The sequence below is a fragment of the Sphingomonas sp. 66-10 genome, assembly GCF_001897045.1.
Lineage (GTDB): Bacteria > Pseudomonadota > Alphaproteobacteria > Sphingomonadales > Sphingomonadaceae > Sphingomonas > Sphingomonas lycopersici.
In genome coordinates, this window is sequence record NZ_MKRR01000123.1 from 23,399 (window position 1) to 44,848 (window position 21,450).

21 protein-coding genes are annotated in these 21,450 nt (G+C 68.7%); 10 read left to right on the forward strand and 11 right to left on the reverse strand.

Annotated elements, in window-relative coordinates; translation table 11 throughout:
• Positions 1-76: 76 nt before the first annotated feature.
• Both BGN95_RS13055 and BGN95_RS13060 read right to left on the reverse strand, forming a co-directional pair.
• Positions 77-2,335: an NADP-dependent malic enzyme gene (locus BGN95_RS13055; RefSeq protein WP_265270163.1), complete on the reverse strand. Its 2,259-nt coding sequence runs from the start codon at positions 2,333-2,335 to the stop codon at positions 77-79.
• Between the two features lie 50 nt (positions 2,336-2,385).
• Positions 2,386-2,943, reverse strand: a complete 558-nt coding sequence (locus tag BGN95_RS13060) for a DNA-3-methyladenine glycosylase I (RefSeq protein WP_286772861.1) — start codon at positions 2,941-2,943, stop codon at positions 2,386-2,388.
• A 76-nt stretch (positions 2,944-3,019) separates the two neighbouring features.
• Here BGN95_RS13060 and mutS point away from each other — a divergent pair, with 76 nt between their 5' ends.
• Positions 3,020-5,593 carry a DNA mismatch repair protein MutS gene (gene mutS, locus BGN95_RS13065; RefSeq protein WP_265270265.1) on the forward strand — a complete coding sequence of 858 codons (2,574 nt, stop codon included), beginning with the start codon at positions 3,020-3,022 and terminating at the stop codon, positions 5,591-5,593.
• 197 nt (positions 5,594-5,790) lie between these two features.
• Here the strand turns inward: mutS and BGN95_RS13070 are convergent, their stop codons facing one another.
• Positions 5,791-6,606, reverse strand: a complete 816-nt coding sequence (locus BGN95_RS13070) for an LD-carboxypeptidase (RefSeq protein ID WP_286772862.1) — start codon at positions 6,604-6,606, stop codon at positions 5,791-5,793.
• A gap of 197 nt (positions 6,607-6,803) precedes the next feature.
• Here BGN95_RS13070 and BGN95_RS13075 point away from each other — a divergent pair, with 197 nt between their 5' ends.
• The 8 genes from BGN95_RS13075 to BGN95_RS13110 all read left to right on the forward strand — a co-directional run bounded on the left by BGN95_RS13075 (position 6,804) and on the right by BGN95_RS13110 (position 14,211).
• Complete coding sequence (locus tag BGN95_RS13075; protein WP_265314066.1) at positions 6,804-8,189, forward strand: glutamate ligase domain-containing protein; 1,386 nt, start codon at positions 6,804-6,806, stop codon at positions 8,187-8,189.
• A gap of 223 nt (positions 8,190-8,412) precedes the next feature.
• Positions 8,413-9,117: an alpha/beta hydrolase gene (locus BGN95_RS13080; protein ID WP_179513236.1), complete on the forward strand. Its 705-nt coding sequence runs from the start codon at positions 8,413-8,415 to the stop codon at positions 9,115-9,117.
• The gene (locus tag BGN95_RS13085; protein WP_179513235.1) at positions 9,114-9,839 is read left to right on the forward strand and encodes a tetratricopeptide repeat protein; all 726 of its coding nucleotides are present in this window, start codon (positions 9,114-9,116) and stop codon (positions 9,837-9,839) included. The genes BGN95_RS13080 and BGN95_RS13085 overlap by 4 nt, the downstream gene beginning before the upstream one ends.
• Positions 9,836-10,288 carry a VOC family protein gene (locus tag BGN95_RS13090; RefSeq protein WP_286772863.1) on the forward strand — a complete coding sequence of 151 codons (453 nt, stop codon included), beginning with the start codon at positions 9,836-9,838 and terminating at the stop codon, positions 10,286-10,288. The genes BGN95_RS13085 and BGN95_RS13090 overlap by 4 nt, the downstream gene beginning before the upstream one ends.
• A 267-nt stretch (positions 10,289-10,555) precedes the next feature.
• The gene (locus BGN95_RS13095; RefSeq protein ID WP_286772864.1) at positions 10,556-11,617 is read left to right on the forward strand and encodes an NAD(P)H-dependent flavin oxidoreductase; all 1,062 of its coding nucleotides are present in this window, start codon (positions 10,556-10,558) and stop codon (positions 11,615-11,617) included.
• A complete protein-coding gene (gloB, locus tag BGN95_RS13100; protein WP_179513232.1) occupies positions 11,614-12,348 on the forward strand; it encodes a hydroxyacylglutathione hydrolase in 735 nt (244 codons plus the stop codon). The genes BGN95_RS13095 and gloB overlap by 4 nt, the downstream gene beginning before the upstream one ends.
• A 42-nt stretch (positions 12,349-12,390) precedes the next feature.
• Positions 12,391-12,801, forward strand: coding sequence for a hypothetical protein (locus BGN95_RS13105; protein WP_265270174.1), 411 nt, complete (start codon positions 12,391-12,393; stop codon positions 12,799-12,801).
• Between the two features lie 78 nt (positions 12,802-12,879).
• Positions 12,880-14,211, forward strand: coding sequence for a cystathionine gamma-synthase family protein (locus tag BGN95_RS13110; RefSeq protein ID WP_502688292.1), 1,332 nt, complete (start codon positions 12,880-12,882; stop codon positions 14,209-14,211).
• A gap of 135 nt (positions 14,212-14,346) precedes the next feature.
• Here the strand turns inward: BGN95_RS13110 and BGN95_RS13115 are convergent, their stop codons facing one another.
• Together BGN95_RS13115 and BGN95_RS13120 are read right to left on the reverse strand one after the other, a co-directional pair.
• Positions 14,347-15,075, reverse strand: coding sequence for a class I SAM-dependent methyltransferase (locus tag BGN95_RS13115; RefSeq protein WP_265270177.1), 729 nt, complete (start codon positions 15,073-15,075; stop codon positions 14,347-14,349).
• Positions 15,075-15,524, reverse strand: coding sequence for a GtrA family protein (locus BGN95_RS13120; RefSeq protein ID WP_265270179.1), 450 nt, complete (start codon positions 15,522-15,524; stop codon positions 15,075-15,077). The genes BGN95_RS13115 and BGN95_RS13120 overlap by 1 nt, the downstream gene beginning before the upstream one ends.
• 92 nt (positions 15,525-15,616) lie before the next feature.
• On the opposite strand from BGN95_RS13120, the gene BGN95_RS13125 reads away from it, so the two are divergent.
• A complete protein-coding gene (locus BGN95_RS13125; protein WP_286772866.1) occupies positions 15,617-17,398 on the forward strand; it encodes an AcrB/AcrD/AcrF family protein in 1,782 nt (593 codons plus the stop codon).
• 131 nt (positions 17,399-17,529) lie between these two features.
• Here the strand turns inward: BGN95_RS13125 and BGN95_RS13130 are convergent, their stop codons facing one another.
• The 6 genes from BGN95_RS13130 to BGN95_RS13155 form a co-directional block, all read right to left on the reverse strand.
• On the reverse strand, positions 17,530-18,147 hold the full coding sequence (locus BGN95_RS13130) for a MarC family protein (protein WP_179513229.1): 618 nt from the start codon (positions 18,145-18,147) through the stop codon (positions 17,530-17,532).
• Complete coding sequence (gene folD, locus BGN95_RS13135; RefSeq protein ID WP_179513228.1) at positions 18,147-19,010, reverse strand: bifunctional methylenetetrahydrofolate dehydrogenase/methenyltetrahydrofolate cyclohydrolase FolD; 864 nt, start codon at positions 19,008-19,010, stop codon at positions 18,147-18,149. Before folD ends, BGN95_RS13130 begins: the two co-directional genes overlap by 1 nt.
• Entirely contained in the window at positions 19,007-19,309 is a 303-nt protein-coding gene (locus BGN95_RS13140; RefSeq protein WP_286772867.1) for a DUF167 domain-containing protein, read from the reverse strand. The genes folD and BGN95_RS13140 overlap by 4 nt, the downstream gene beginning before the upstream one ends.
• Before the next feature lie 52 nt (positions 19,310-19,361).
• Positions 19,362-19,667: a YggT family protein gene (locus BGN95_RS13145; RefSeq protein ID WP_432423345.1), complete on the reverse strand. Its 306-nt coding sequence runs from the start codon at positions 19,665-19,667 to the stop codon at positions 19,362-19,364.
• Between the two features lie 153 nt (positions 19,668-19,820).
• Positions 19,821-20,450: a PEPxxWA-CTERM sorting domain-containing protein gene (locus BGN95_RS13150; protein ID WP_286772868.1), complete on the reverse strand. Its 630-nt coding sequence runs from the start codon at positions 20,448-20,450 to the stop codon at positions 19,821-19,823.
• A gap of 242 nt (positions 20,451-20,692) precedes the next feature.
• Positions 20,693-21,292, reverse strand: a complete 600-nt coding sequence (locus tag BGN95_RS13155) for a PEPxxWA-CTERM sorting domain-containing protein (protein ID WP_286772869.1) — start codon at positions 21,290-21,292, stop codon at positions 20,693-20,695.
• Between the last annotated feature and the right edge of the window lie 158 nt (positions 21,293-21,450).

A 21,450-nucleotide genomic window follows, 5' to 3' on the forward strand; every position in this document is an offset into this window, starting at 1 on the left:
CTCGCGAAAGGTTGCGCTCAACAGCTTGGTTTGTACGGAATGATGCACAGCCCGCGGCAAAAGCGGGCCGATGCGGTCAGCGTGCGATTCCTCCGGCAGCAAGCACCGCGAGCGTCACCAATTCGCTGGCGGTGGAGGTCATCGGGGCGATCTGCACCGGCTTTTCCATCCCGATCAGCATCGGGCCGATCATCGAATCCCCGCCCAGTTCGCGGAGCAGCTTGGCCGAAATATTGGCCGATTGCAGCCCCGGCATCACCAGCACATTGGCCGGACCCGAAAGCCGCGCGAACGGATAGTTCGCCAGCTGGCGCGGGTTGAGCGCGACGTCGGGGGCCATTTCGCCCTCATATTCGAACCCGACCTTACGCTCGTCGAGCACCCCCACCGCGGCGCGGATATTCTCCAGCCACAGCCCTTCCGGGTTGCCGAAGGTCGAGTAACTGAGGAAGGCGACGCGCGGCTCATGCCCCATGCGGCGCGCGACCTGCGCGGTCTGCTCGGCGATATCGGCGAGCTCCTCGGGGCTTGGGCGTTCGTTGACGGTGGTGTCGGCGATGAACACCGTATGGCTCTGCCCGACGAGGATATGGATGCCGAACGGGGTGCGGTTGACCTCGGGATCGATCACGCGCTTCACCTCGCGCATCGTCTGCGCCCAGGTCCGCGTCGTGCCGGTGATCATCGCATCGGCCTGGCCGAGCTGGAGCATCACCGCGCCGAAGATGTTGCGGTTCTGGTTGATCATCCGCTCGCAATCGCGGCGCAGATAGCCGCGGCGCTGGAGCCGCGCGTAGAGGAAGTCGACCATCTGCGGCACCAGCGGCGAGTGGCGGCTGTTGTGCAGCTCATATTCCTCGGGGTTGCTCACCCCCAGCGCGCGCAGCCGCTCGGGCACGTCGTCGCGCCCGACCAGCACCGGGACGCCATAGCCCCCTTCCTTGAACTGGATCGCGGCGCGCAGCACCACTTCTTCCTCGCCCTCGGCGAACAGCACGCGCTTGGGGTGCGCGCGCGCGCCCTCATAAGCGAGCGTGAGCAGCGAATTGGTCGGGTTGAGCCGCCCGCGCAATTGCTGACGATAGCCCTCCATATCGAGGATCGGCTTGGTCGCGACCCCCGAATCCATCGCCGCCTTGGCGACCGCGGCGGGCACCACCTCCATCAGCCGCGGATCGAACGGCGCCGGGATGATATAATCGGGGCCGAAGACGTGGCGCACGCCATAGGCCATCGCCACTTCCTCGGGCACGCGCTCGCGCGCCAGCTCGGCGATCGCCTGCGCTGCGGCGATCTTCATCTCCTCGTTGATCGCCGAGGCGCGCACGTCGAGCGCGCCGCGGAAGATGAACGGGAAGCCGAGCACGTTGTTAACCTGGTTGGGATAATCCGAACGGCCTGTCGCGACGATCGCGTCGGGGCGCGCCGCCTTGGCATCCTCCGGGCGGATTTCGGGATCGGGATTGGCCATCGCGAAGATGATCGGCGCCTTGGCCATGTCCTTGACCATCTCGGGCTTGAGCGCGCCCGCGGCGGAGAGACCGAGGAACACGTCCGCGCCGACCAACGCCTCGGTGAGCGAGCGCCGCTCGGTCACCACGGCATGTGCCGACTGCCATTGGTTGATCCCCTCGCGGCCCTGATAGATCACGCCCTTGCGGTCGCAGATCAGCACATTGTCCGAGCGCACCCCCATCGCCTTGATCAGCTCGGTGCAGGCGATCGCCGCCGCGCCCGCGCCGTTGACCACCACCTTCACCTCATCGAGCTTGCGCCCGGTGAGCAGGCAGGCGTTGATCAGCCCCGCCGCGGTGATGATCGCGGTGCCGTGCTGATCGTCGTGGAACACCGGGATGTTCATCCGCTCGCGCAGCGTCTGCTCGATGATGAAGCACTCCGGTGCCTTGATATCCTCCAGGTTGATCCCGCCGAACGACGGCTCCAGCAGCGCGACGCAATTGATGAATGCGTCGACGTCCTCCGTCTTGACCTCCAGATCGATCGAATCGACGTCGGCGAAGCGCTTGAACAGCACTGCCTTGCCCTCCATCACCGGCTTCGACGCCAGCGCGCCGAGATTGCCCATGCCGAGGATCGCGGTGCCGTTCGAGATCACCGCGACGAGATTGCCCTTGGCGGTATAATCATAAGCGGTCGCCGGATCGTCCGCGATCGCCTGCACCGGCACCGCCACGCCCGGCGAATAGGCCAACGCCAGATCGCGCTGCGTCGCCATCGGCTTGGACGCGACGATCTCGATCTTCCCCGGCCGCCCCTCGGAATGAAACAGCAGGGCCTCGCGTTCGGAAAATTGGACGTTGGTGGTTTCGGACATGCTGGAGCCTTGCTGGAGAGACGTAGGGGAATTTCTTTAGGCAGCGGCCGTCACGATGCAACCATTCCCCGCCGAAAACAGGCCGCGGCATGATCGTTGACGATCCCCACCGCCTGCATCCAGGCATAGACGATCGTCGGCCCGACGAACTTGAACCCGCGCGCTTTCAATTCCTTCGAGATGCGCTCCGACAACGGCGTGCTCGCGGGGACGTTCACCCCGTCGCCGGTGATCGGTTTCCCGTCGGTGAACCCCCAGCAGAAATCGTGGAACGCCTGCGCCCCCATCTGCTGATAGAGGCGCGCGCCGGCGATCGTCGCCTCGATCTTGGCGCGCGACCGCACGATCCCGGCATCGCCGAGCAGGCGCGCCACATCATCCTCGTCGAACGCGGCGACCCTGGCGGGATCGAAACCGGCGAAGGCAGCGCGGAATCCCTCGCGCTTGGCGAGGATCGTGCGCCACGAGAGGCCAGCCTGAAACCCCTCCAGCATCAGCATTTCCCACAACATCCGCGGATTGTGCTGCGGCACGCCCCATTCGGCGTCATGATAGTCGCGTTCGAGCGGGTCTTTCTCCGCCCAGCGGCAGCGTCGTTGTTCGCTCATGCTCATCTCCCCTGTTCCCCGGCCGCGCGGGACGGTATCGCCCGTCCCGATGACCGCTGTTGCCGCTCCCACGCCGATGATGGCGCAATATCTCGCGCTCAAGGAAGAGGCCGGCGATTGCCTGCTCTTCTACCGCATGGGCGATTTCTTCGAACTGTTCTTTGACGACGCCAAGACGGCAAGCGCGGTGCTCGATATCGCGCTCACCGCACGCGGCGAGCATGGCGGGGCGCCGATCCCGATGTGCGGCGTCCCGGCGCATGCCGCGACCGGCTATCTCCAGCGGCTGATCAAGGCCGGCCACCGCGTCGCGATCGCCGACCAGACCGAATCGCCCGAGGCGGCGCGCAAGGCGCGCGGATCGAAGGCGCTGGTCAACCGCGCGATCATCCGCGTCGTCACCGCGGGCACGCTGACCGAGGAGGCGTTGCTCGACGCGCGCACCGCCAATTGGTGCGTCGCCGTGGGCGAAGCGGCGGGCGAGATCGCGCTCGCCGCGGCGGACATCTCGACCGGGCGGTTCGAGGTGATCGCCTGCACCGCACAGGGGCTGGGCGCCGAGCTGGCGCGGCTCGCCGCGGCCGAGGTGATCGCCGCCGAGGGCAGCGACGCACCGGCAACGGTGTGGCGCCCGCGCGGCGATTTCGAGAGCGCAGCGGGCGAGGCGCGGCTGAAGCGATTGTTCGGGGTCGCGACGCTCGACGGCTTCGGCCAGTTCGGTCGCGCGATGCTCGCCGCCGCCGGGGGCCTCGTCGCCTATCTCGATCATACCGCCAAGGGCGCCTTGCCCTTCCTGCGCCCGCCGCGGCTGTCGAGCGCGAACGCCGCAATGGCGATCGACGCCGCGACCCGCGACAGCCTCGAACTGACCCAGACGACCGGCGGCGCGCGCAAGGGCAGCCTGCTCGATGCGGTCGACCGCACCGTCACCGGCGCGGGCGCGCGGCTGCTCGCCGCCGATATCGGCGCGCCGCTGATGGACCGCGCGGGCGTGGATGCGCGGCTCGATCTGGTGCAATTGTTCCACGACGACGGCGCACTGCGCGAACGGCTGCGCGCGGCGTTGCGGGCTTTGCCCGATATCGGGCGTGCGCTCGGGCGGCTGGCGGCGGGGCGTGGTTCCCCGCGCGACCTCGGCCAGCTTCGTGACGGGCTCGACGGCGCCTGGCTGCTCGGCGAGACGCTCGGCGCGGTCGAAGCGCCGCCGCGCCTGCTCGCCGAGCTCGCCCCGCAATTGCGCGGGCACGGCGCGCTGATCGATCTGCTCAAGCGCGCGCTCGTCCCCGCCCCGCCGATCGATGCCGCCGACGGCGGCTATATCGCCGCGGGCTACGACGCCGCGCTCGACGATCTGCGCGATGCGGGCGCCGGGGGCCGCCGCGCGATCGCCGCGCTGGAGGCGAAATATCGCGCCGAGACGGGGATCGCCGCGCTCAAGATCCGCCACAACGGCGTGCTCGGCTATCATATCGAGGTGCCCGCCAAGGCCGCCGACGCGCTGATGCGGCCCGAATCCGGCTTCACCCACCGCCAGACGCTCGCCGGGGTGGTCCGCTTCAACGCCCCCGAGCTGCACGAGGTCGCTGCGCGGGTGACGCAGGCCGGGGCGCATGCGCTCGCCGCCGAAGCCGCGCATCTCGAGGAGCTGACCGGCGCGGCGCTCGCCCGCCGCGAGGAGATCGCCGCCACCGCCGATGCGCTCGCGCGGCTCGACGTCGCGGCGGGCAATGCCGAGCGCGCGGCGGAAGGCGGCTGGGCGCGTCCGCACCTTACCGACGATGCGCGGTTCGAGGTGGCCGGCGGGCGGCACCCGGTGGTCGAGGCGGCGGTCGCCAGGGCCGGCGAGCGCTTCGTCGCCAATGATTGCACGCTCTCCGAAAATTCGCGGCTGTGGCTCGTCACCGGGCCGAACATGGGCGGCAAATCGACCTTCCTGCGCCAGAATGCGCTGATCGCGGTGCTCGCGCAGGCGGGCTGCTACGTCCCGGCGAACAAGGCGACATTGGGGCTGGTCGACCGGCTGTTCAGCCGCGTCGGCGCGTCGGACAATCTCGCGCGCGGGCGATCGACCTTCATGGTCGAGATGGTCGAGACCGCGGCGATCCTCGCGCAGGCGACCCAGCGCTCGTTCGTCATCCTCGACGAGGTCGGGCGCGGCACCTCGACCTATGACGGGCTCGCGATCGCCTGGGCGGTGGTCGAGGCAATCCACGAGGACAATCGCTGTCGCTGCCTGTTCGCGACGCATTACCACGAGCTGACCCGGCTCGCCGAACGCTGCGACGCGCTGACCCTGCACAATGTCCGCGCGCGCGAGTGGAAGGGCGAACTGGTGCTGCTCCACGAAGTCGCCGACGGACCGGCCGATCGCAGCTACGGCCTCGCGGTGGCGCGGCTCGCCGGGATGCCGCCGGCGACGGTGGCGCGCGCCAAGGCGGTGCTGGCGAAGCTGGAGGCCGGGCGGCAGAAGACCGGCGGGCTCGCCGCGGGGCTCGACGACTTGCCGCTGTTCGCCGCGACGCTGCCGGCCGAGGAGGAACGGGGCGATGCGGTGCGGCGCGAGGTGGAGGCGCTCGACGTCGACGCGCTCACCCCGCGCGAGGCGCTCGATACGCTCTACCGGCTGAAGGCGCTGGCGCGCGAGGGATAGGCAAAGTTCACGAAGTTCACACGAGTGGCGCTTTTGCGGGGCGATCGGGATTTCGACGCAAACGCTTGTTTTTAGGCCGTTTTAAACACGAACAGGTCACGATCCACCCCGGCGAAGGCCGGGGTCCAGCATCGGACCGGTCGTAACTGGACCCCGGCCTTCGCCGGGGTGGTGAAAGGGGTGATAAGGCCTCTCCTTCACCCGACCCCGAATGGCACGACGCGGTTGCTCTGGGTGTGACCGATCTCCGCGCGCCCGAGGAACGGCACCCCCATATCACGGCACCAGCGCGTCATCATCGTTTCGAGCGGCTCGTTCCACGGCGGATCGTTGGCCTGCACATCGGTCACCGCGCCGAGCCGGATCCCGGCGATCCCGCGCAGCTGGGTCGCGTTGGCGAGCGTGAACAGCATGCGATCGACATTGTAGAGCGGCTCGGACACTTCCTCGATCAGCAGCACGTGATCGGCGAGGTCGGGGAGCCACGGCGTCCCGATCAGGCTGTGGAGGATCGCGAGGTTGAACGCCGCCGCGGGGCGCCCGCCGAGCCCCGGCTCCAGCCCCTGCCGGTCGCCCGTCAGCCACCCCAAGGTGCGCGCGATCGTGCGGTCGCCGCCGTCACGCATCACGTCGACCGGCATCGGCCCGTGCGCCGGGCGCCCGATCCGCCGGGCATAAAGCGCCGCCAGCATGAACCCCATGTCCGAATAGCCGACATAGGCCTTGGCCTTCGCCGCCGCGGAGAGCTGCGGCATCGCATGGCCGAGGATGCGATTCGAGCCATAGCCGCCGCGCGCGAACCAGATCGCGTCGAACCCCGCATCATTGGCGAATTCGAGGAACGCCGCCGCGCGGCGCGCGTCCGGGCCGGCGAAATGCCCGCCGTCGCTTTCGAAACATTGCGGGTGAAAGACGAGATCGACCGCCGGATAAGCGATCGCCGCGAACGCCGCGGTGCGCTCGGCCGCCAGCCGGTCGAGCGTCTTGGCCGGCGCGACGATCCCGATACGCAACGTCATTTCCCCCGGGTTGAGCCTGTCCCGAAACCGCGATAGCCCGCCGCAATATGTAACGGCAACCTTGCTCGCTCGTCACCCCGGGCTTGTCCCGGGGTCCACCGGGAGGCAGAGGCTGGACGAGAGGTTCTTGCGACAAGGCCTGAGGCACTATGGGCCCCGGCACAAGCCCGGGGTGACGGGATGGATTACAGATGACCGCCAACCAACGTTACTTCCTCGTCGGGATCGGCGGATCGGGGATGATGCCGCTGGCGATGATCCTTGCCGGGCGCGGCGCCAGCGTCGCGGGATCGGATCGCTCACTCGATCAGGGGCGCGTGCCGGCCAAGTTCGACGCGCTCAGGGCATTGGGGGTCACGCTCCACCCGCAGGACGGATCGGGGATCACCGCGCCCGACCAGATCGTCGTCGCGTCGGCGGCGGTCGAGGAGACGGTCGCCGATCTCGTCACCGCGACGCGGCTCGGCTGCCCGCGCCTCACCCGCGCCGAGCTCAACGCGCGGCTGTTCAACGCCAGCGCGCTGCCGATCGGGGTCGCGGGCACATCGGGCAAGTCGACCGTGACCGGGATGATCGCCGCGATCCTCCATGCGGCGGGCGGCGACCCGACGGTGATGAACGGCGCGGTGATGAAGGATTTCGCCAGCGCCGACCGCCCCTTCGCCAGCGCGCTCGTCGGCCGGGGCGACGCTTACGTCAGCGAGGTCGACGAAAGCGACGGGTCGATCGCGCTTTATGCCCCGCGGATCGCGGTGCTCAATAATGTGAGCCTCGATCACAAGTCGCTCGAGGAATTGAACCGCTTGTTCGCCGCGTTCATCGGCAAGGCGGCGCATGCGATCGTCAATATCGACAATCCCGATGCCGCGGCGCTCGCGCTCGCCTTGCCGCGCGACCGCGTGACGCGCTTCGCGATCGACCGCGCCGCCGATCTGCAGGCGACCGACGTGGTCGAGGAGCCGTTCGCGGCAAGCTTCTCGCTCGGCGGCACGCGCGTCCGCCTCGCGGTGCCGGGGCGGCATAATGTGGCGAACGCGCTCGCGGCGATCGGGGCGGCGCTCGCGGCGGGCATCCCGCTCGACCAGGCGATCGCGGGGATCGAGCGTTTCACCGGGTTGAAGCGCCGGTTCGATCTGGTCGGCAGCGCCGGCGGCGTCGCGGTGATCGACGATTTCGGGCACAATCCCGACAAGATCGCCGCCACGCTCGATACGCTCCACGCCTTTCCCGGGCGCCTGCTGTTGCTGTTCCAGCCGCACGGCTATGGCCCGCTCAAGGTGATGCGGCGCGAGCTGATCGCGATGTTCGCCGCCAAGCTGGCGCCGGGCGACCGGCTGGTGATGCCCGATCCGGTCTATCAGGGCGGGACGGTGACGCGCGAGGTGACCAGCGCCGATATCGTCGGCGATATCGCGATCGCGGGCGGCGACGCGCGGCACATCCCCGATCGCGATGCCGCCGCCGCCGCGCTGGTGGCGGAAGCCGCGCCGGGCGACCGCATCGTCGTGATGGGGGCGCGTGACGATACCTTGCCCTTGCTCGCGCAGCGGATGGTCGAGATGCTGGGCGCGCGCTGAATACGCGCTCGGTACAGCCTCTTCTCCGTCATCCCCGCGAAGGCGGGGATCCATTCACGGAGGTCATCGAAGGAGCCGCTACGGCGGCGGCAATGGTTTCCCGCCTTCGCGGGAATGACGGAATGGTTTCCCGCCTTCGCGGGAATGACGGAAGGGTTGCGGCGGCGCGGAACCGCATGTCGCGCCGTTGTCCTGTACGGCTTCGACGCCTAAATCCCCCGACATGCGTCCCCGTCTCGCCTTCCATCACACCGCGGGCACCGGCCCGACGATCGTCTTCCTCCCCGGCTATGCCTCCGACATGGAGGGCACCAAGGCGATCGCGCTCGAACAATGGGCCAAGGCGCAAGGCCGCGGCTATCTCCGCTTCGATTACGGCGGATGCGGCGCGAGCGAGGGCAGGTTCGAGGAACAGAGCTTCGCCGACTGGCGCGACGATGCGCTGGCGATGATCGATCAGGTCGCCGAAGGGCCGGTGGTGCTGGTCGGCTCGTCGATGGGCGGGTGGATCATGCTGTCGGCGGCGATCCAGCGGCCCGACCGCGTCGTCGCCTGCGTCGGCATCGCCCCCGCGCCCGATTTCACCGACTGGGGCTTTTCCACCGAGGAGAAGATGCGGCTCTTGCAGGAAGGGCGGATCGAGCGCGCCAACCCCTACGGCCCGCAACCGACCGTCTACACCAGCCGCTTCTGGCAATCGGGCGAGGCCAACCGGCTGATGTTCGGCGAGATCGCGATCGATTGCCCGGTGCGCTTCGTCCAGGGGCAGCGCGATCCCGACGTGCCGTGGCACCGCGCCGGGCGGCTCGCCGAGCTGATCCGTTCAGCCGATGTGCAGACCTGGCTGATCAAGGACGGCGACCACCGCCTGTCGCGCGACTCGGACATCGCGCTGATCGTCCGCGCGGTGGAGGATGTGTTGCGATGATCCCGCTGATCGCCCTGCTGCTCGCCGCCGAGGATCCCGCCGCGCATTGCGTGACGCTGACCCGCGGCGACCCGGCGGAAGCCGAGCGGATCGCCGAGCGCTGGTCGCTCGCCGGGGGCGGATCGAAGGCCAAACAATGCCTCGGGCTCGCGCTGACCGCGCAGTCGCGCTACGCCGACGCGGCGGCCGCGTTCGAGGCGGCGGCGCATCTCGCCGAGACCGAGAAGGACGCGCAGGCGGCGACCTATTGGGCGGAGGCGGGCAATGCGCGGCTCGCCGCCAATGATCCGATCAAGGCGCGCGCCGCGCTCGATGCCGCGCTGGCGGCGGGGGCGCTGACCGGGCTGCCGCTCGGCGAGGTGCATCTCGATCGCGCGCGCGCATTGGTCGCGACGGGGGACATGACGGGCGCGCGCGCCGATCTCGACGCGGCGACCCACGACGCGGCGGACGATCCGCTCGCCTGGCTGCTCTCCGCGACGCTGGCGCGGCGGATGAACGATCTGCCACGTGCCAAAAGCGATATCGCCGAGGCGTTGAAGCGCGCCTCGGACGACGCGCAGGTCCAGCTCGAAGCGGGCAATATCGCCGCGCTGGCGGGCGATGCGGCCGGCGCGAGGACCGCCTGGACCAATGCGCAACGGCTCGCGCCGAGCGCGCCGGCGGGGATTGCCGCCGGACAGGCATTGGCGCAATTCGATACCCCCACGGGAGCGAAATGATGAAATATCTCCACACGATGATCCGCGTCGCCGACCCGGACAAGACGATCGCCTTCTTCGAATTGCTCGGGCTGAAGGAAGTGCGGCGAATGGAGAGTGAGGCGGGGCGCTTCACCCTGATCTTCCTCGCCGCGCCCGAGGATATCGCCGCCAACGGCGAACGCGCGCGGGCCGAAGTCGAGCTGACCTACAATTGGCCGACCGAGGGCAAGGAACCGGAAATTTATACCGGCGGGCGCAACTTCGGCCATCTCGCCTATCGCGTCGACGATATCTACGCGACGTGCCAGCGGCTTCAGGACGCCGGGCATATCATCCACCGCCCCCCGCGCGACGGGCATATGGCGTTCGTCAAATCGCCCGACGGCATCTCGGTCGAGCTGTTGCAGGACGGCGTGCTGCCGCCGCAGGAGCCGTGGGCGTCGATGCCCAATAGCGGGACGTGGTGAGAGTCGGTCCGGCAATTTCCCTTGGCGGCATATCGGCCGGCAGCGGGCCGCTCGCTATTCCTCCCCTGAAAGGGGAGGGGGACCAGCCGCAGGCTGGTGGAGGGGTGGACGCCGCAGGCGATGCCGCTCGAGGGGTATCGGCCCTACGCAACACCGCGCGGGGGGTATCAGCCGCAGGCGATGCCGCCCGCGGCTTCTACCCCTCCACCGTTGCTTCGCAACGATCCCCCTCCCCCTCCGGGGGAGGAATGGTGAAACCGGCTGGTAATGGCCTTGAGTAAGCCCGACTTCTTCGCCGCGCTCGGCGCGCGCTATCCGGTGATCCAGGCGCCGATGGCCGGGTTCGGCGACGCGGCGCTCGCGATCGCGGCGATCCGCGGCGGCGGGGTGGGGTCGCTCGCCGGGGCGATGTTCGCCCCCGAGCGGTTGCTGAGCGAGGTGGCGACGGTGCGCGCCTCGGTCTCCGGCCCGCTCAACCTCAATTTCTTCTGCCACCACCCGCCGCAGGACGCCGACGACAGCGCGTGGCGCGCATTGCTCGCGCCGCTCTATGCCGCCGAGGGGATCGAGCCGTCGGGCGACGCGCCCCCTGCGCGCCGGCCGTTCGATGCCGAGGCGGCGCATGTCGTCGAGGAAACCCGCCCCGAGATCGTCAGCTTCCACTTCGGCCTCCCCAGCCCCGATCTGCTCGCCCGCGTCCGCGCGACCGGCGCGCGCGTCATCGCCAGCGCGACCAATGTGGCGGAGGCGCGGCATCTGGCGACGGCCGGATGCGCCGCGATCATCGCGCAGGGGTTCGAGGCCGGCGGACATGCCGGGCATTTCCTCCACGGCCATCGCCCGGTCGGCACCTTCGCGCTGGTGCCGCAGATCGCCGATGCGGTCGACGTGCCGGTGATCGCGGCGGGCGGGATCGCCGATGCGCGCGGCGCCGCCGCCGCGATCATGCTCGGGGCGACCGGGGTGCAGGTGGGAAGCGCCTATCTGCCGACCGAGGAGAGCCTCGCCAGCGCCGTCCACCGCGCCGCATTGGGCGGGCCGGGGGCGGAGGACAGCGTGTTCACCAATCTGTTCTCCGGCGGGCTCGCGCGCGGCATCCGCAACCGGCTGATCGAGACCCTGGGCGCGGTCAACCCCGGCGCCCCGCCCTTCCCGACCGCCAGCGCCGCGCTCGCACCCTTGCGCAAACATGCCGAGAGCGCGGGGCGCGGCGATTATTCGCCGCTGTGGGCGGGGCAGGCCGCCCCGCTGTCCCACCAGCGCCACGCCGCCGCGCTGACCGAGATGCTCGGCGGCGCCGCGCTCGCCGCCCGAAGGAGCCTCGCATGACCAACTTCGACGTGATCCGCGTCCCCGTGCTCAACGACAATTACAGCTGGCTGGTGCACGATGCCGACAGCGGCGAGACGATGGTCGTCGACCCCGGCGAGGCGCAGCCGGTGCTCGATGCCGCCGCCGCGCGCGGCTGGACGATCGCGCAGGTGTGGAACACCCATTGGCACCCCGATCATGTCGGCGGCAATGACGCGATCGTCGCGGCGACCGGCGCCACGGTGATCGGCCCCGAGGCGGAGCGCGCCAAGATCGGCAAGCTCGACCGCGGCGTCGGCGAGGGCGATGTGGTGACGCTCGGCGCGCATCGCGCGACGGTGCTCGCGGTGCCGGGGCATACAGCGGGGCATATCGCCTTCCATTTCGCCGACGACGATGCGGTGTTCACCGGCGACACCTTGTTCGCGATGGGTTGCGGCCGATTGTTCGAGGGCGATGCGGCGCAGATGCTGACCAACATGCGCCGCTTCGCCGCGATGCCGCCCGAGACGCGGGTCTATTGCGGGCACGAATATACCCAGGCCAACGGCCGCTTCGCGCTGGTCGCCGAGCCCGGCAATGACGCGATCGTTGCGCGGATGGCCGAGGTCGACGCCGCGCGTGCGGCGGGCGAGGCGACCGTCCCGACGACGATCGCGCTCGAACGCGACACCAACCCGTTCCTGCGCGCGCCCGACGCCGAAACGCTCGCCGCGCGGCGGCGCGCGAAGGATGAATTTCGCGGCTGACCGTCCTATATTGTCGCCGCGGGGCATGAAGGAGTGTTGGTGATGCGTATGGTCCTTATTCCGCTGGCCGCCGCGGCGCTGGGCGCCGGTGCGGTCGCTATCGCGTCGTCGCCGTCGCAGGCCGATCGCGCGGCGAGCAACGAGGCCGCGTTCCAGAAGGAAGTCAGCGGCTTGACCCCGGGCAAGCCGGTCGACTGCCTCGATACGCGGTTCAACAACGCCTCGCTCAAGGCGATCGGGCCGCGGCTCATCTATCGCGTCAGCCCCAAGCTCGCCTATGTCAACGACACCGGCGGCGGATGCGAGGCGGTGGCGCGCGGCGATGCGTTGATCACCCGGCAATATAGCAGCCGGCTGTGCCGCGGCGACATCGCGCGGACGCGCGACATGACGACGCGGATCGATAGCGGCAGTTGCGTGATGGGCAGTTTCGTCCCCTATCGCGGCAGCTGAAATTCCGGCACGATATCCGCATGTAACAGGTCGCGCGCCGGATGATCCCGGCGCGCCGCCATGCGCTCGGAGATCATGATGACCAAAAGCAACGACCCCGGCCACGACGCGGTGGACGGGCGCACGGACCCACGCGTCGCGCCGCGCCCCGAGGTCGACCGGATCGGGGGTCGCAAGCTCAAGCCCGCGACGCTGATGATGGGGCACGGCTATGATCCGGCGCTGTCCGAAGGCGCGCTGAAGCCGCCGATCTTCCTCACCTCGACCTTCGTCTTCCCCAGCGCCGCGGCGGGCAAGCGCCATTTCGAGGGCGTCACCGGCAAGCGCCCCGGGGGCGCCGAGGGGCTGGTCTATTCGCGCTTCAACGGCCCCAATCAGGAGATATTGGAGGATCGCCTCGCGGTGTGGGAGGAAGCCGAGGACGCGCTGGCCTTCTCCTCGGGCATGTCGGCGATCGCCACTTTGTTCCTGTCGATGGTCAAGCCGGGCGACACGATCGTCCATTCGGGGCCGCTCTATGCCGCGACCGAAACGCTGATCGCGCGCATCCTCGGCCGGTTCGGGGTACATTGGCTCGATTTCCCGGCCGGGGCGACCCGCGCCGAGATCGACACCGTGCTGGGCAAGGCGGCATCGGGCAATGTCGCGCTGATCTATCTCGAAAGCCCCGCCAACCCGACCAATGCGCTGGTCGATGTCGAGGCGGTGGCGGCGAGCCGCGATGCGATCTTCGCCAATCACGCCGCCAAGCCGCCGATCGCGATCGACAATACCTTCCTCGGGCCTTTGTGGCACAAGCCGCTCAAGCAAGGCGCGGATATCGTGGTCTATTCGCTGACCAAATATGCCGGCGGGCATAGCGATCTGGTCGCCGGCGGGGGGCTCGGGCGCAAGGATCACATCGATACGATCCGGCTGATGCGCAACACGATCGGGACGATCTGCGACCCCAATACCGCGTGGATGCTGCTGCGCTCGCTCGAGACGCTCGAACTCAGGATGAGCCGCGCGGGCGAGAATGCCGCCAAGGTCTGCGCCTTCCTCGCCGAACACCCCAAGGTCGAGCGCGTCGGCTATCTCGGCTTCCTCGAAGGCGGCAAGGACGAACGGCAGGCGGATATCTATCGCCGGCATTGCACCGGCGCGGGATCGACCTTCTCGCTCTACCTCAAGGGCGGCGAGGCGGAGGCGTTCCGCTTCCTCGACGCGCTGCGCATCGCCAAGCTCGCGGTAAGCCTCGGCGGCACCGAGACGCTCGCCAGCCACCCGGCGGGGATGACCCATTTGTCGGTGCCCGACGCGCGCAAACAGGCGCTGGGGATCACCGACAATCTGGTGCGCATCTCGATCGGGGTGGAGGATGCCGACGATCTGATCGCCGATTTCGCGCAGGCGCTCGACGCGATCTGAGCGGGTGCCTGCACTGTTACCCCGGTCTCACGACCGGGGTGACCCGTGACCCGTTCGCCCTGAGCTTGGCGAAGGGCTGCACTTTCTTCGTCGGCAGAAAAGGGCAGGGCTTCGACAGGCTCAGCCCGAACGAGGTTAGGCGGGCTCGGCGAAGCACAGGATCGACACCCCCGGCGGCATCGGGACGCGGCCGACGAGGTGGCGTTCGATGCGGAAGATCGTCTCGAACAAGCGGTTGACCGGCGCCGGCGGCGGGCTGTCGTCGCTGTCGTCGCGCCCGGTGAGCCGCCCGGCGACGCGCGCACCGGCGGCGAGCGGAAACAGCAGCGAATTGAAATAGCCGAGCTTGCGCGGGCGCAGCCCGGCGGCGGCGATCGCCTGTGCCAGCGTCGTCTTGGAATAGCGGCGGTGGTGGTGGTTCACCACGTCGTGCGCGCTCCACATCCATTGGTGTGCGGGCACGGTGATCAGGATTCGCCCGCCCGGCGCGAGCCGCTCGCGCATCGCGCGCAATGCCGCCACGTCATCCTCGATATGCTCGACCACGTCGAGCACCGCGATCAGATCGTAATGCGCCCTGGGAACGTCGGCGAGCGCGGGCAGCGGCGTGGCGCCAACCGGCTTGCCGAGTCGCTGGCTGGCGATGGCGCGCGCCGCGGGATCGATCTCGATCGCGTCGACCGCGCCGAAGCTGGCGAGCATCGGCAGATTGTGCCCGGTGCCGCAGCCGATCTCGAGGATCTTCGCGTCCCTGGGCAAATGCCCTTCGCGGGTGATGAAATCGGCGAGGATGTCGCGGCGCGCGCGATACCACCAATGCGTGCTGTCATGCTCCGCCATGCGGTCATAAACGCGGCGGTCCATCAGGCGAACACCCACAAACGATTGATGACGAAGGTGATGAGCGGGGTGAAGAACACCGCCGGCACCAGCGGCCACCACGTCGGGCCGTGCATCGGCCCGGTCAGCAGCCACACGAAGAAGGTGTTCATGCCGAGGCTCACCAGCGAGGTGGCGAAGAAACGCCCGCCGGTCCGCGCGAGATTGCCGCGCGTGCCGTGGCCGCGGAAGCTCCACCGGCTGTGCATGACATAGCCCGACAGCACCGCCGCGACATAGCCGAGCAGATTGGCCGCCACCGGCCAGGTCGCGCTGTTGGCGAGCGGCCATTCCTTCTGCCCATAAGTGGCGATCGGCCAATAGACCGCGGCGTAGATCAGCGTCGACAGCCCGCCGAAGAAGCCGAAGCGGACCAGCTGCCAGAAAATCTCGCGCGTCTCGGGTGATCGGATATGCTTCAGAACCGCTTCCACGCCTTGCCCTTTGCGCCGGCCGCGATACAGCGGCGAACCGGCAATTACCGGCCCCGCCGTCTAGTGGCGTCGGCCGATTGAGGAAAGTCCCCTTGATAAAGCGCGACGTCCCGTCGTCTCTCGCCCAGCTCGACCGGCATTGGCTGCGGCTGACGCTGCTCGCCTGGCTGGTCATCACGATCTGGTTCGTCGCGCAGCGCTGGTCGGCGATCCACTGGCTGTCGCTGGGCGACACCGACGACAATATGCGGCTGATGCAGGTCCGCGCATTGCTCGCCGGGCAGGGCTGGTACGATCTGCGCAACTACCGGCTCGATCCGCCGGTGGGCTTCAACATCCACTGGACGCGGCTTGTCGACCTGCCGATTGCCGGGCTGATCCTGCTGTTGCGGCCGTTCGTCGGCAATGCCGAGGCGGAGCGGCTGGCGTGCGGCATCGCGCCGCTGCTGCCGCTGTCGCTCGCGCTGGTCGGGCTGGCGGCGACGGTGCGGCGGCTGGTCGCGCCGCTGGCGTGGCCGCTGGCGATCGTGTTCACGCTGTGCTCGACCGTCGCGCTGCTGATGTTCATGCCCGAACGGATCGATCATCACGGCTGGCAGCTCGCGATGCTGAGCCTGACGGTCGCCGGGCTGTGCGACCCCAAGGGCGCGCGCGGCGGCGCGATCGTCGGCGTGGCCAGCGCGGTATCGCTGACGATCGGGCTCGAAATGCTGCCCTATGCGGTGATGGCCGGGGCGATCATCACGCTGCGCTGGGTGTGGCAGCCGGAGGCGCGCGACCGGCTCGCGACTTATGCGCTGACGCTCGCGGGCGGGTCCGCGGCGGGCTATGCCGCCTTCGCCTCTTACGCCAATCGCGTCGCGCGGTGCGACGCGCTGACCCCGGTGTGGCTCTCGGTGATGGTCGCCGCGGGCGCGATGCTGCTCGTGCTGGCGTTGGTCTCGCCGCAGCGGCGCGAGCTGCGTCTGGTGCTCGCGCTCGTCGCGGGCGGGGCGATCGCCGCCGGCTTCGCTTTGGTCTTCCCGCAATGCCTCGGCCGGCCCGAGCAGGTGTCGGACGAATTGTATCGCAACTGGCTGGGCAATATCCGCGAGGCCAAGCCGATCTACAAACACGCTTTCCGCACCGGTTTTCCGGTCGCCGCGCTGCCGGTGATGGGGCTGATCGGCGCGGGGCTGGCGACGTGGCGCGCGCGCCGCACCCCGGCGCTGGTCAATTGGGCGAGCGTGCTGCTGTTCGCTGCCTTCGCGGTCGCGATGCTGTTGTGGCAGATCCGCGCGGGGCCGGCGGCGCAATTGCTCGCGGTGCCCGGCGTTTCCGCGCTCGCCTGGCTGCTGCTGCCGCCGATGCTCACCCACCGGTCGATCTTCGTGCGGGTGCTCGGCCCGGCGCTCGGCTTCGTGCTGATCTCGGGGCTGTTCGCCGGGCTGGCGCTGCAATGGACGTCGATCGACAAGCCCACGCCCTATATCAACCGCGTCAACAAGGCGAACGGGCGCTGCGTGACGATGCCCGCAATGGCGCCGCTCAACCGCCTGCCGGCGCAGACCGTATTCACCTTCGTCGATCTCGGCCCGCGGCTGATCACGCTGACGCATCATTCGGCGATCGCCGGCCCCTATCATCGCAACGGCGACGCGATCCTCGATGTCCAGCACGCCTTCACCGGCTCGCCCGAGCAGGCGCACGCGATCATGAAGCGGCACGGCGCGACCTTGCTGCTGCTGTGTCCGAACATGGCCGAATCGACGATCTATCGCGCGCGCGCGCCGGGCGGCTTCTACGCGCGGCTGGCCAACGGCGAACGCTTCCCGTGGCTGGTATCGGTGCCGCTGCCGGCGGACCTACCGCTGCGCGCGTTCCGGATCGAATAGGGGCGCGGAGGTTCTCTCCCACCCGTTCGCCCTGAGCTTGTCGAAGGGCTGCCCTTCTTCCTTGGAAGAGAAGGGCAGGGCTTCGACAGGCTCAGCCCGAACGGGGAGAGGGAATCGCGCTAACGCCACCCTCAGTGAAACTGCGCCTGCAGCCCGTCGATCACGAACTGCACCGCCAATGCGGCGAGCAGCACCCCGAGCAGCCGCGTCACCACCGCCTCGATCTTCGGCCCGAGCACCCGCATCAGGCTCCCCGCGGCGAGCAGGGCGATCAGCGCGATCAGCAGATTGAGCCACATCGCCGCGAGCACGATCAGGCTGCGCTCGAGGCCGTCGCTCCGCGCCATCAGCAGCATCACCGAGGCGATCGAGCCCGGGCCGGCGATCATCGGCATCGCCATCGGGAAGATCGACACGTCCTCCGCCTCGGCCGGGGTGACCTTCGCGGCGCGGTCCTCGCGGCGCTGGGTGCGCTTTTCGAACACCATCTCCAGCGCGATGAGGAACAGCATTACCCCGCCCGCGATGCGGAAGCTCGCCAGCTCGATCCCGAGCCCGTGGAGCAGTTTCTCGCCGAACAGCGCGAACACCGTGAGGATCAGCGCCGCGACGCCGACCGCGCGGACCGCCATCGCGCGGCGATGCTCGGGCGTCGCCCCCGCGGTGAGCCCGGCGAAGATCGGCGCGCATCCCGGCGGATCGATCACCACGAAGAAGGTGACGAACGCCGAGAGGAACAGCTCGGTCATCAGATGGCGTAAGCCACGCCGAGCCGGCGGCTCGCCGACACCAGGGTGTTGCGCAACAGGCAGGCGATCGTCATCGGCCCGACCCCGCCCGGCACCGGGGTCATCGCGCCGGCGACCTCGGCGCAGGCCGGGTCGATATCGCCGACCAGCCCCGTATCGGTGCGGTTGATCCCGACGTCGATCAGCGTCGCGCCGGGCTTGACCCAATCGGGCTTGACCATCGCGGGGCGCCCCACCGCCGCGACGACGATATCGGCGCGGCGTACGACATCGGGCAGATCATGGGTGCGCGAATGCGCCACCGTGACGGTGCAGCTTTCGCGGATCAGCAATTGCGCCATCGGCTTGCCGACGATGTTCGAGCGGCCGATCACCACCGCGTCGCGCCCGGCGAGATCGCCGAGCTGATCCTTGAGCAGCATCAGGCAGCCGTACGGGGTGCAGGGCACGAAGCCTTCAAGCCCGGTCGCCAGCCGCCCGGCGTTGACCGGGTGGAAACCGTCGACGTCCTTTTCGGGGTCGATGCTGGTGATCACCGCGCGTTCGTCGATATGCTTGGGCAAGGGCAGTTGAACGAGGATACCGTCGACCGCCGGATCGGCGTTGAGCTGCGCGACCAAAGCGAGCAGCTCGGCCTCGCCGGTGCTGGCGGGCAGGCGATGCTCGAAGCTCTCCATCCCCGCCGCAACGGTCGCCTTGCCCTTCGAGCGGACATAGACCGACGATGCCGGATCGTCGCCGACCAGCACCACCGCCAGCCCGGGCCTGCGCCCGGCCTCCGCGAATATCCGTGCCGCGCCTTCCGCCACGCGGGCGCGCAGCCCGGCGGCGAATGCTTTTCCGTCGATCATAGTTGCCGTCATAGCGCCTCGCCATAAAGCGCGCGGGCGCGTTCGGCCAGCGCCCGCGTGTCCCCCGTGATCGCCAGCCGCTTGAGCCGCGCGGTTTCGCCGCCGGTCACCGTCACGTCGCGCTTCGCCACGCCGAAGGTCTTGGCGACCAACGCGATCAGCGCCGCATTGGCCGCGCCGTCGACCGGCGCGGCGGCGATGCGCGCCGCGAAATACTCGTCCGTCCCGGCGGTCAACGCGTCGCGCCCGCCGCGCGGGGTGACGCGGATCGCGAGCGCGATGCCGCTATCGGTCTCGCGCCAGGCGCTCACAGCCGCTTGGCGCGCGCCGCCACGCCCTCCCCCGTCATTCCCGATCGGCGGCTCAGGCGCCGCCCAACACGATGCTGGCGGCGATATTGTTGAGGATGATGCGCAGGATCGCGATCGCCAGCAGCACCAGCGCCGGCGACAGATCGAGCCCGCCGAGATTGGGCAGGATGCGCCGGATCGGGCGGTAGAGCGGCTCGGTCAGCCGGTCGAAGCCATAAGCCAGGGTGCGGACGAAGTTCGACTGCATGTTGATCACGTTGAACGCGATCAGCAGCGACAGGACGAACTGGATCACGATCACCCACCAGGTGACATCGAGCAACACTTGCAGGATCTGGATGATGGTGAGCGTCAGCACGCGGCCCTCTTTACTTGTTGCGTTGCACCCCGACGCCTACCGCCCGGCGCAACAACTGTCGATGGGCAGCCGATATGGGGCGGCTTGCGCGCAAAGGAAAGGAGCCGCCGGCGCCACCGCCGACGGCTCTGTTGCAAGGCCAATGCGCCGCGATCAGGCCAACGCGCGCGCCGCGCGGCGGCGGTGGCGCATCGCGCCGGCGATCGCGCCGAAGCCGAAGATCATCATCGCCCAGGTCGACGGTTCGGGCACTGCGGCGGCGAGATTGTCGATTTCGAACGAGCTCTTTCCCGACATGAAGGTCGCCCCGACGATCTGCGGCCCGCCATTGGCATTATAGGTCACCACGCCGTTGCTCGTGGCGCTGGTGCGGTTGCCGCTCGCATAGGACAGCCCGCCGATGATCTCGCCCCCGGCATAGCTGACGCTGCTGCCGTCGGCCAGGAGCAGGTTCAGCGAGTTATAACTATCCAGCGATCCCAGCACGAAAGAGAACAGATTCGTCGGGCCGAAATTCACCGTATAACTGCCGTTGGCGCGTATCGCCGCGAAATTCCCGGTGCTGCCGAAAGCGGGACGCGCATTATTGGTGCCGGTCGGGTTGACGAACTGGGTATTGGTATCCGCCCACGAACCCGACGCATAACCCTCAAAATCCTGGAAAACCGTCGTTCCCGGCGCGGCCGTGCCCGTGCCGCCGGCAAAGCTGATCGTCGGCGCCGCATCCGCCGCCACCGACATGGCGGCCAGCGCAGCGGCCCCGAGCATTGCAATCGTCCTCATCACCCGACTCCTTGCGCAATCACGAAAGCCTAATCGGGTCTTCACTAGGTGATATGCAGCGGCGGAGGCCAATCAACTCTTGTAAAAATTCCTGACCCATTTTCGGACGTTAGAGATGATTGCGGCGTATAATCGCGCTTGCTTTCTCTTACCCGCGCCCGACTGGCGACGCCGTCGGACAAAACAAAGGAGCCGCCGGCGCGACCGCCGGCGGCTCCCCCGTTCTTACAATCGCGCCCCGATCAGGCGCGGACAGTCGCGCGCCGACGGTAGCGAACCGCCCCGCCAACCGCGCCGAAGCCGAGGATCATCAGCGCCCAGGTGGCCGGTTCGGGCACGCCGCCGCGCGCGAGATTGTCGATCTCGAACGAATTGCTCCGCGTGCTGAAGGTCGCGCCGACGATCAGCGGGCCGCCATTGGCGTTGTAGGTCACCACGCCGTTGCTCAGCGGGCTGTGCTGATCGCCGCTGATATACGGCAGGCCGCCGATGATCTGGTTGCCGAGATAGGTGACCGAGCTGTTATCGGCGAACAGCAGCGTCAGCTTGTTGAAGCTGTCGAGCGACCCGAGCACGAAGGAGAGGATGTTGGTCGCGGCGAAATTCACCGTATAGGTGCCGCCCCCGACGACCGACGCGAAATTGCCCGTGCTGCCAAAAGCCGGGCGGACCCCGAGGCTGCTGTTGGCATCGAAGGCATAGGTCTTGGTGCCGAGCAGCGTGCCCGGCGCATAGCTGTCGAAATTCTGGAAAACGGTCGTGCCCGCCGCCGTGGTGCCCGAACCGCCGTCAAAGTGAATCGTCGGCGCCGCATAGGCCGCCGGCGCCATGACCGCCAACACGGCGGCCCCCGTTAAAGCAATTATTCTCATCGTCTGCTCCCATTGCGCAAAGCTACGAGCTGGGACCTGATTCCGACTCGGCGGGGCAGCGTTTACCTTCTTTTTACGATTCCTAATTGGACGTTAACGACAATCGCACCCCAAAACAGGACGCGTTT

What these genes read in the sequence shown, in the direction of transcription:
- BGN95_RS13085 (WP_179513235.1), top strand. Translation starts at nt 9,114, where the DNA reads ATGATCCCGCTGATCGCCCTGCTGCTCGCCGCCGAGGATCCCGCCGCG.
- BGN95_RS13075 (WP_265314066.1), top strand. Translation starts at nt 6,804, where the DNA reads ATGACCGCCAACCAACGTTACTTCCTCGTCGGGATCGGCGGATCGGGG.
- BGN95_RS13060 (WP_286772861.1), bottom strand. Translation starts at nt 2,943, where the DNA reads ATGAGCGAACAACGACGCTGCCGCTGGGCGGAGAAAGACCCGCTCGAA.
- BGN95_RS13080 (WP_179513236.1), top strand. Translation starts at nt 8,413, where the DNA reads ATGCGTCCCCGTCTCGCCTTCCATCACACCGCGGGCACCGGCCCGACG.
- mutS (WP_265270265.1), top strand. Translation starts at nt 3,020, where the DNA reads ATGATGGCGCAATATCTCGCGCTCAAGGAAGAGGCCGGCGATTGCCTG.
- folD (WP_179513228.1), bottom strand. Translation starts at nt 19,010, where the DNA reads ATGACGGCAACTATGATCGACGGAAAAGCATTCGCCGCCGGGCTGCGC.
- BGN95_RS13115 (WP_265270177.1), bottom strand. Translation starts at nt 15,075, where the DNA reads ATGGACCGCCGCGTTTATGACCGCATGGCGGAGCATGACAGCACGCAT.
- BGN95_RS13150 (WP_286772868.1), bottom strand. Translation starts at nt 20,450, where the DNA reads ATGAGGACGATTGCAATGCTCGGGGCCGCTGCGCTGGCCGCCATGTCG.
- gloB (WP_179513232.1), top strand. Translation starts at nt 11,614, where the DNA reads ATGACCAACTTCGACGTGATCCGCGTCCCCGTGCTCAACGACAATTAC.
- BGN95_RS13095 (WP_286772864.1), top strand. Translation starts at nt 10,556, where the DNA reads ATGGCCTTGAGTAAGCCCGACTTCTTCGCCGCGCTCGGCGCGCGCTAT.
- BGN95_RS13055 (WP_265270163.1), bottom strand. Translation starts at nt 2,335, where the DNA reads ATGTCCGAAACCACCAACGTCCAATTTTCCGAACGCGAGGCCCTGCTG.
- BGN95_RS13130 (WP_179513229.1), bottom strand. Translation starts at nt 18,147, where the DNA reads ATGACCGAGCTGTTCCTCTCGGCGTTCGTCACCTTCTTCGTGGTGATC.
- BGN95_RS13090 (WP_286772863.1), top strand. Translation starts at nt 9,836, where the DNA reads ATGATGAAATATCTCCACACGATGATCCGCGTCGCCGACCCGGACAAG.
- BGN95_RS13105 (WP_265270174.1), top strand. Translation starts at nt 12,391, where the DNA reads ATGCGTATGGTCCTTATTCCGCTGGCCGCCGCGGCGCTGGGCGCCGGT.
- BGN95_RS13110 (WP_502688292.1), top strand. Translation starts at nt 12,880, where the DNA reads ATGACCAAAAGCAACGACCCCGGCCACGACGCGGTGGACGGGCGCACG.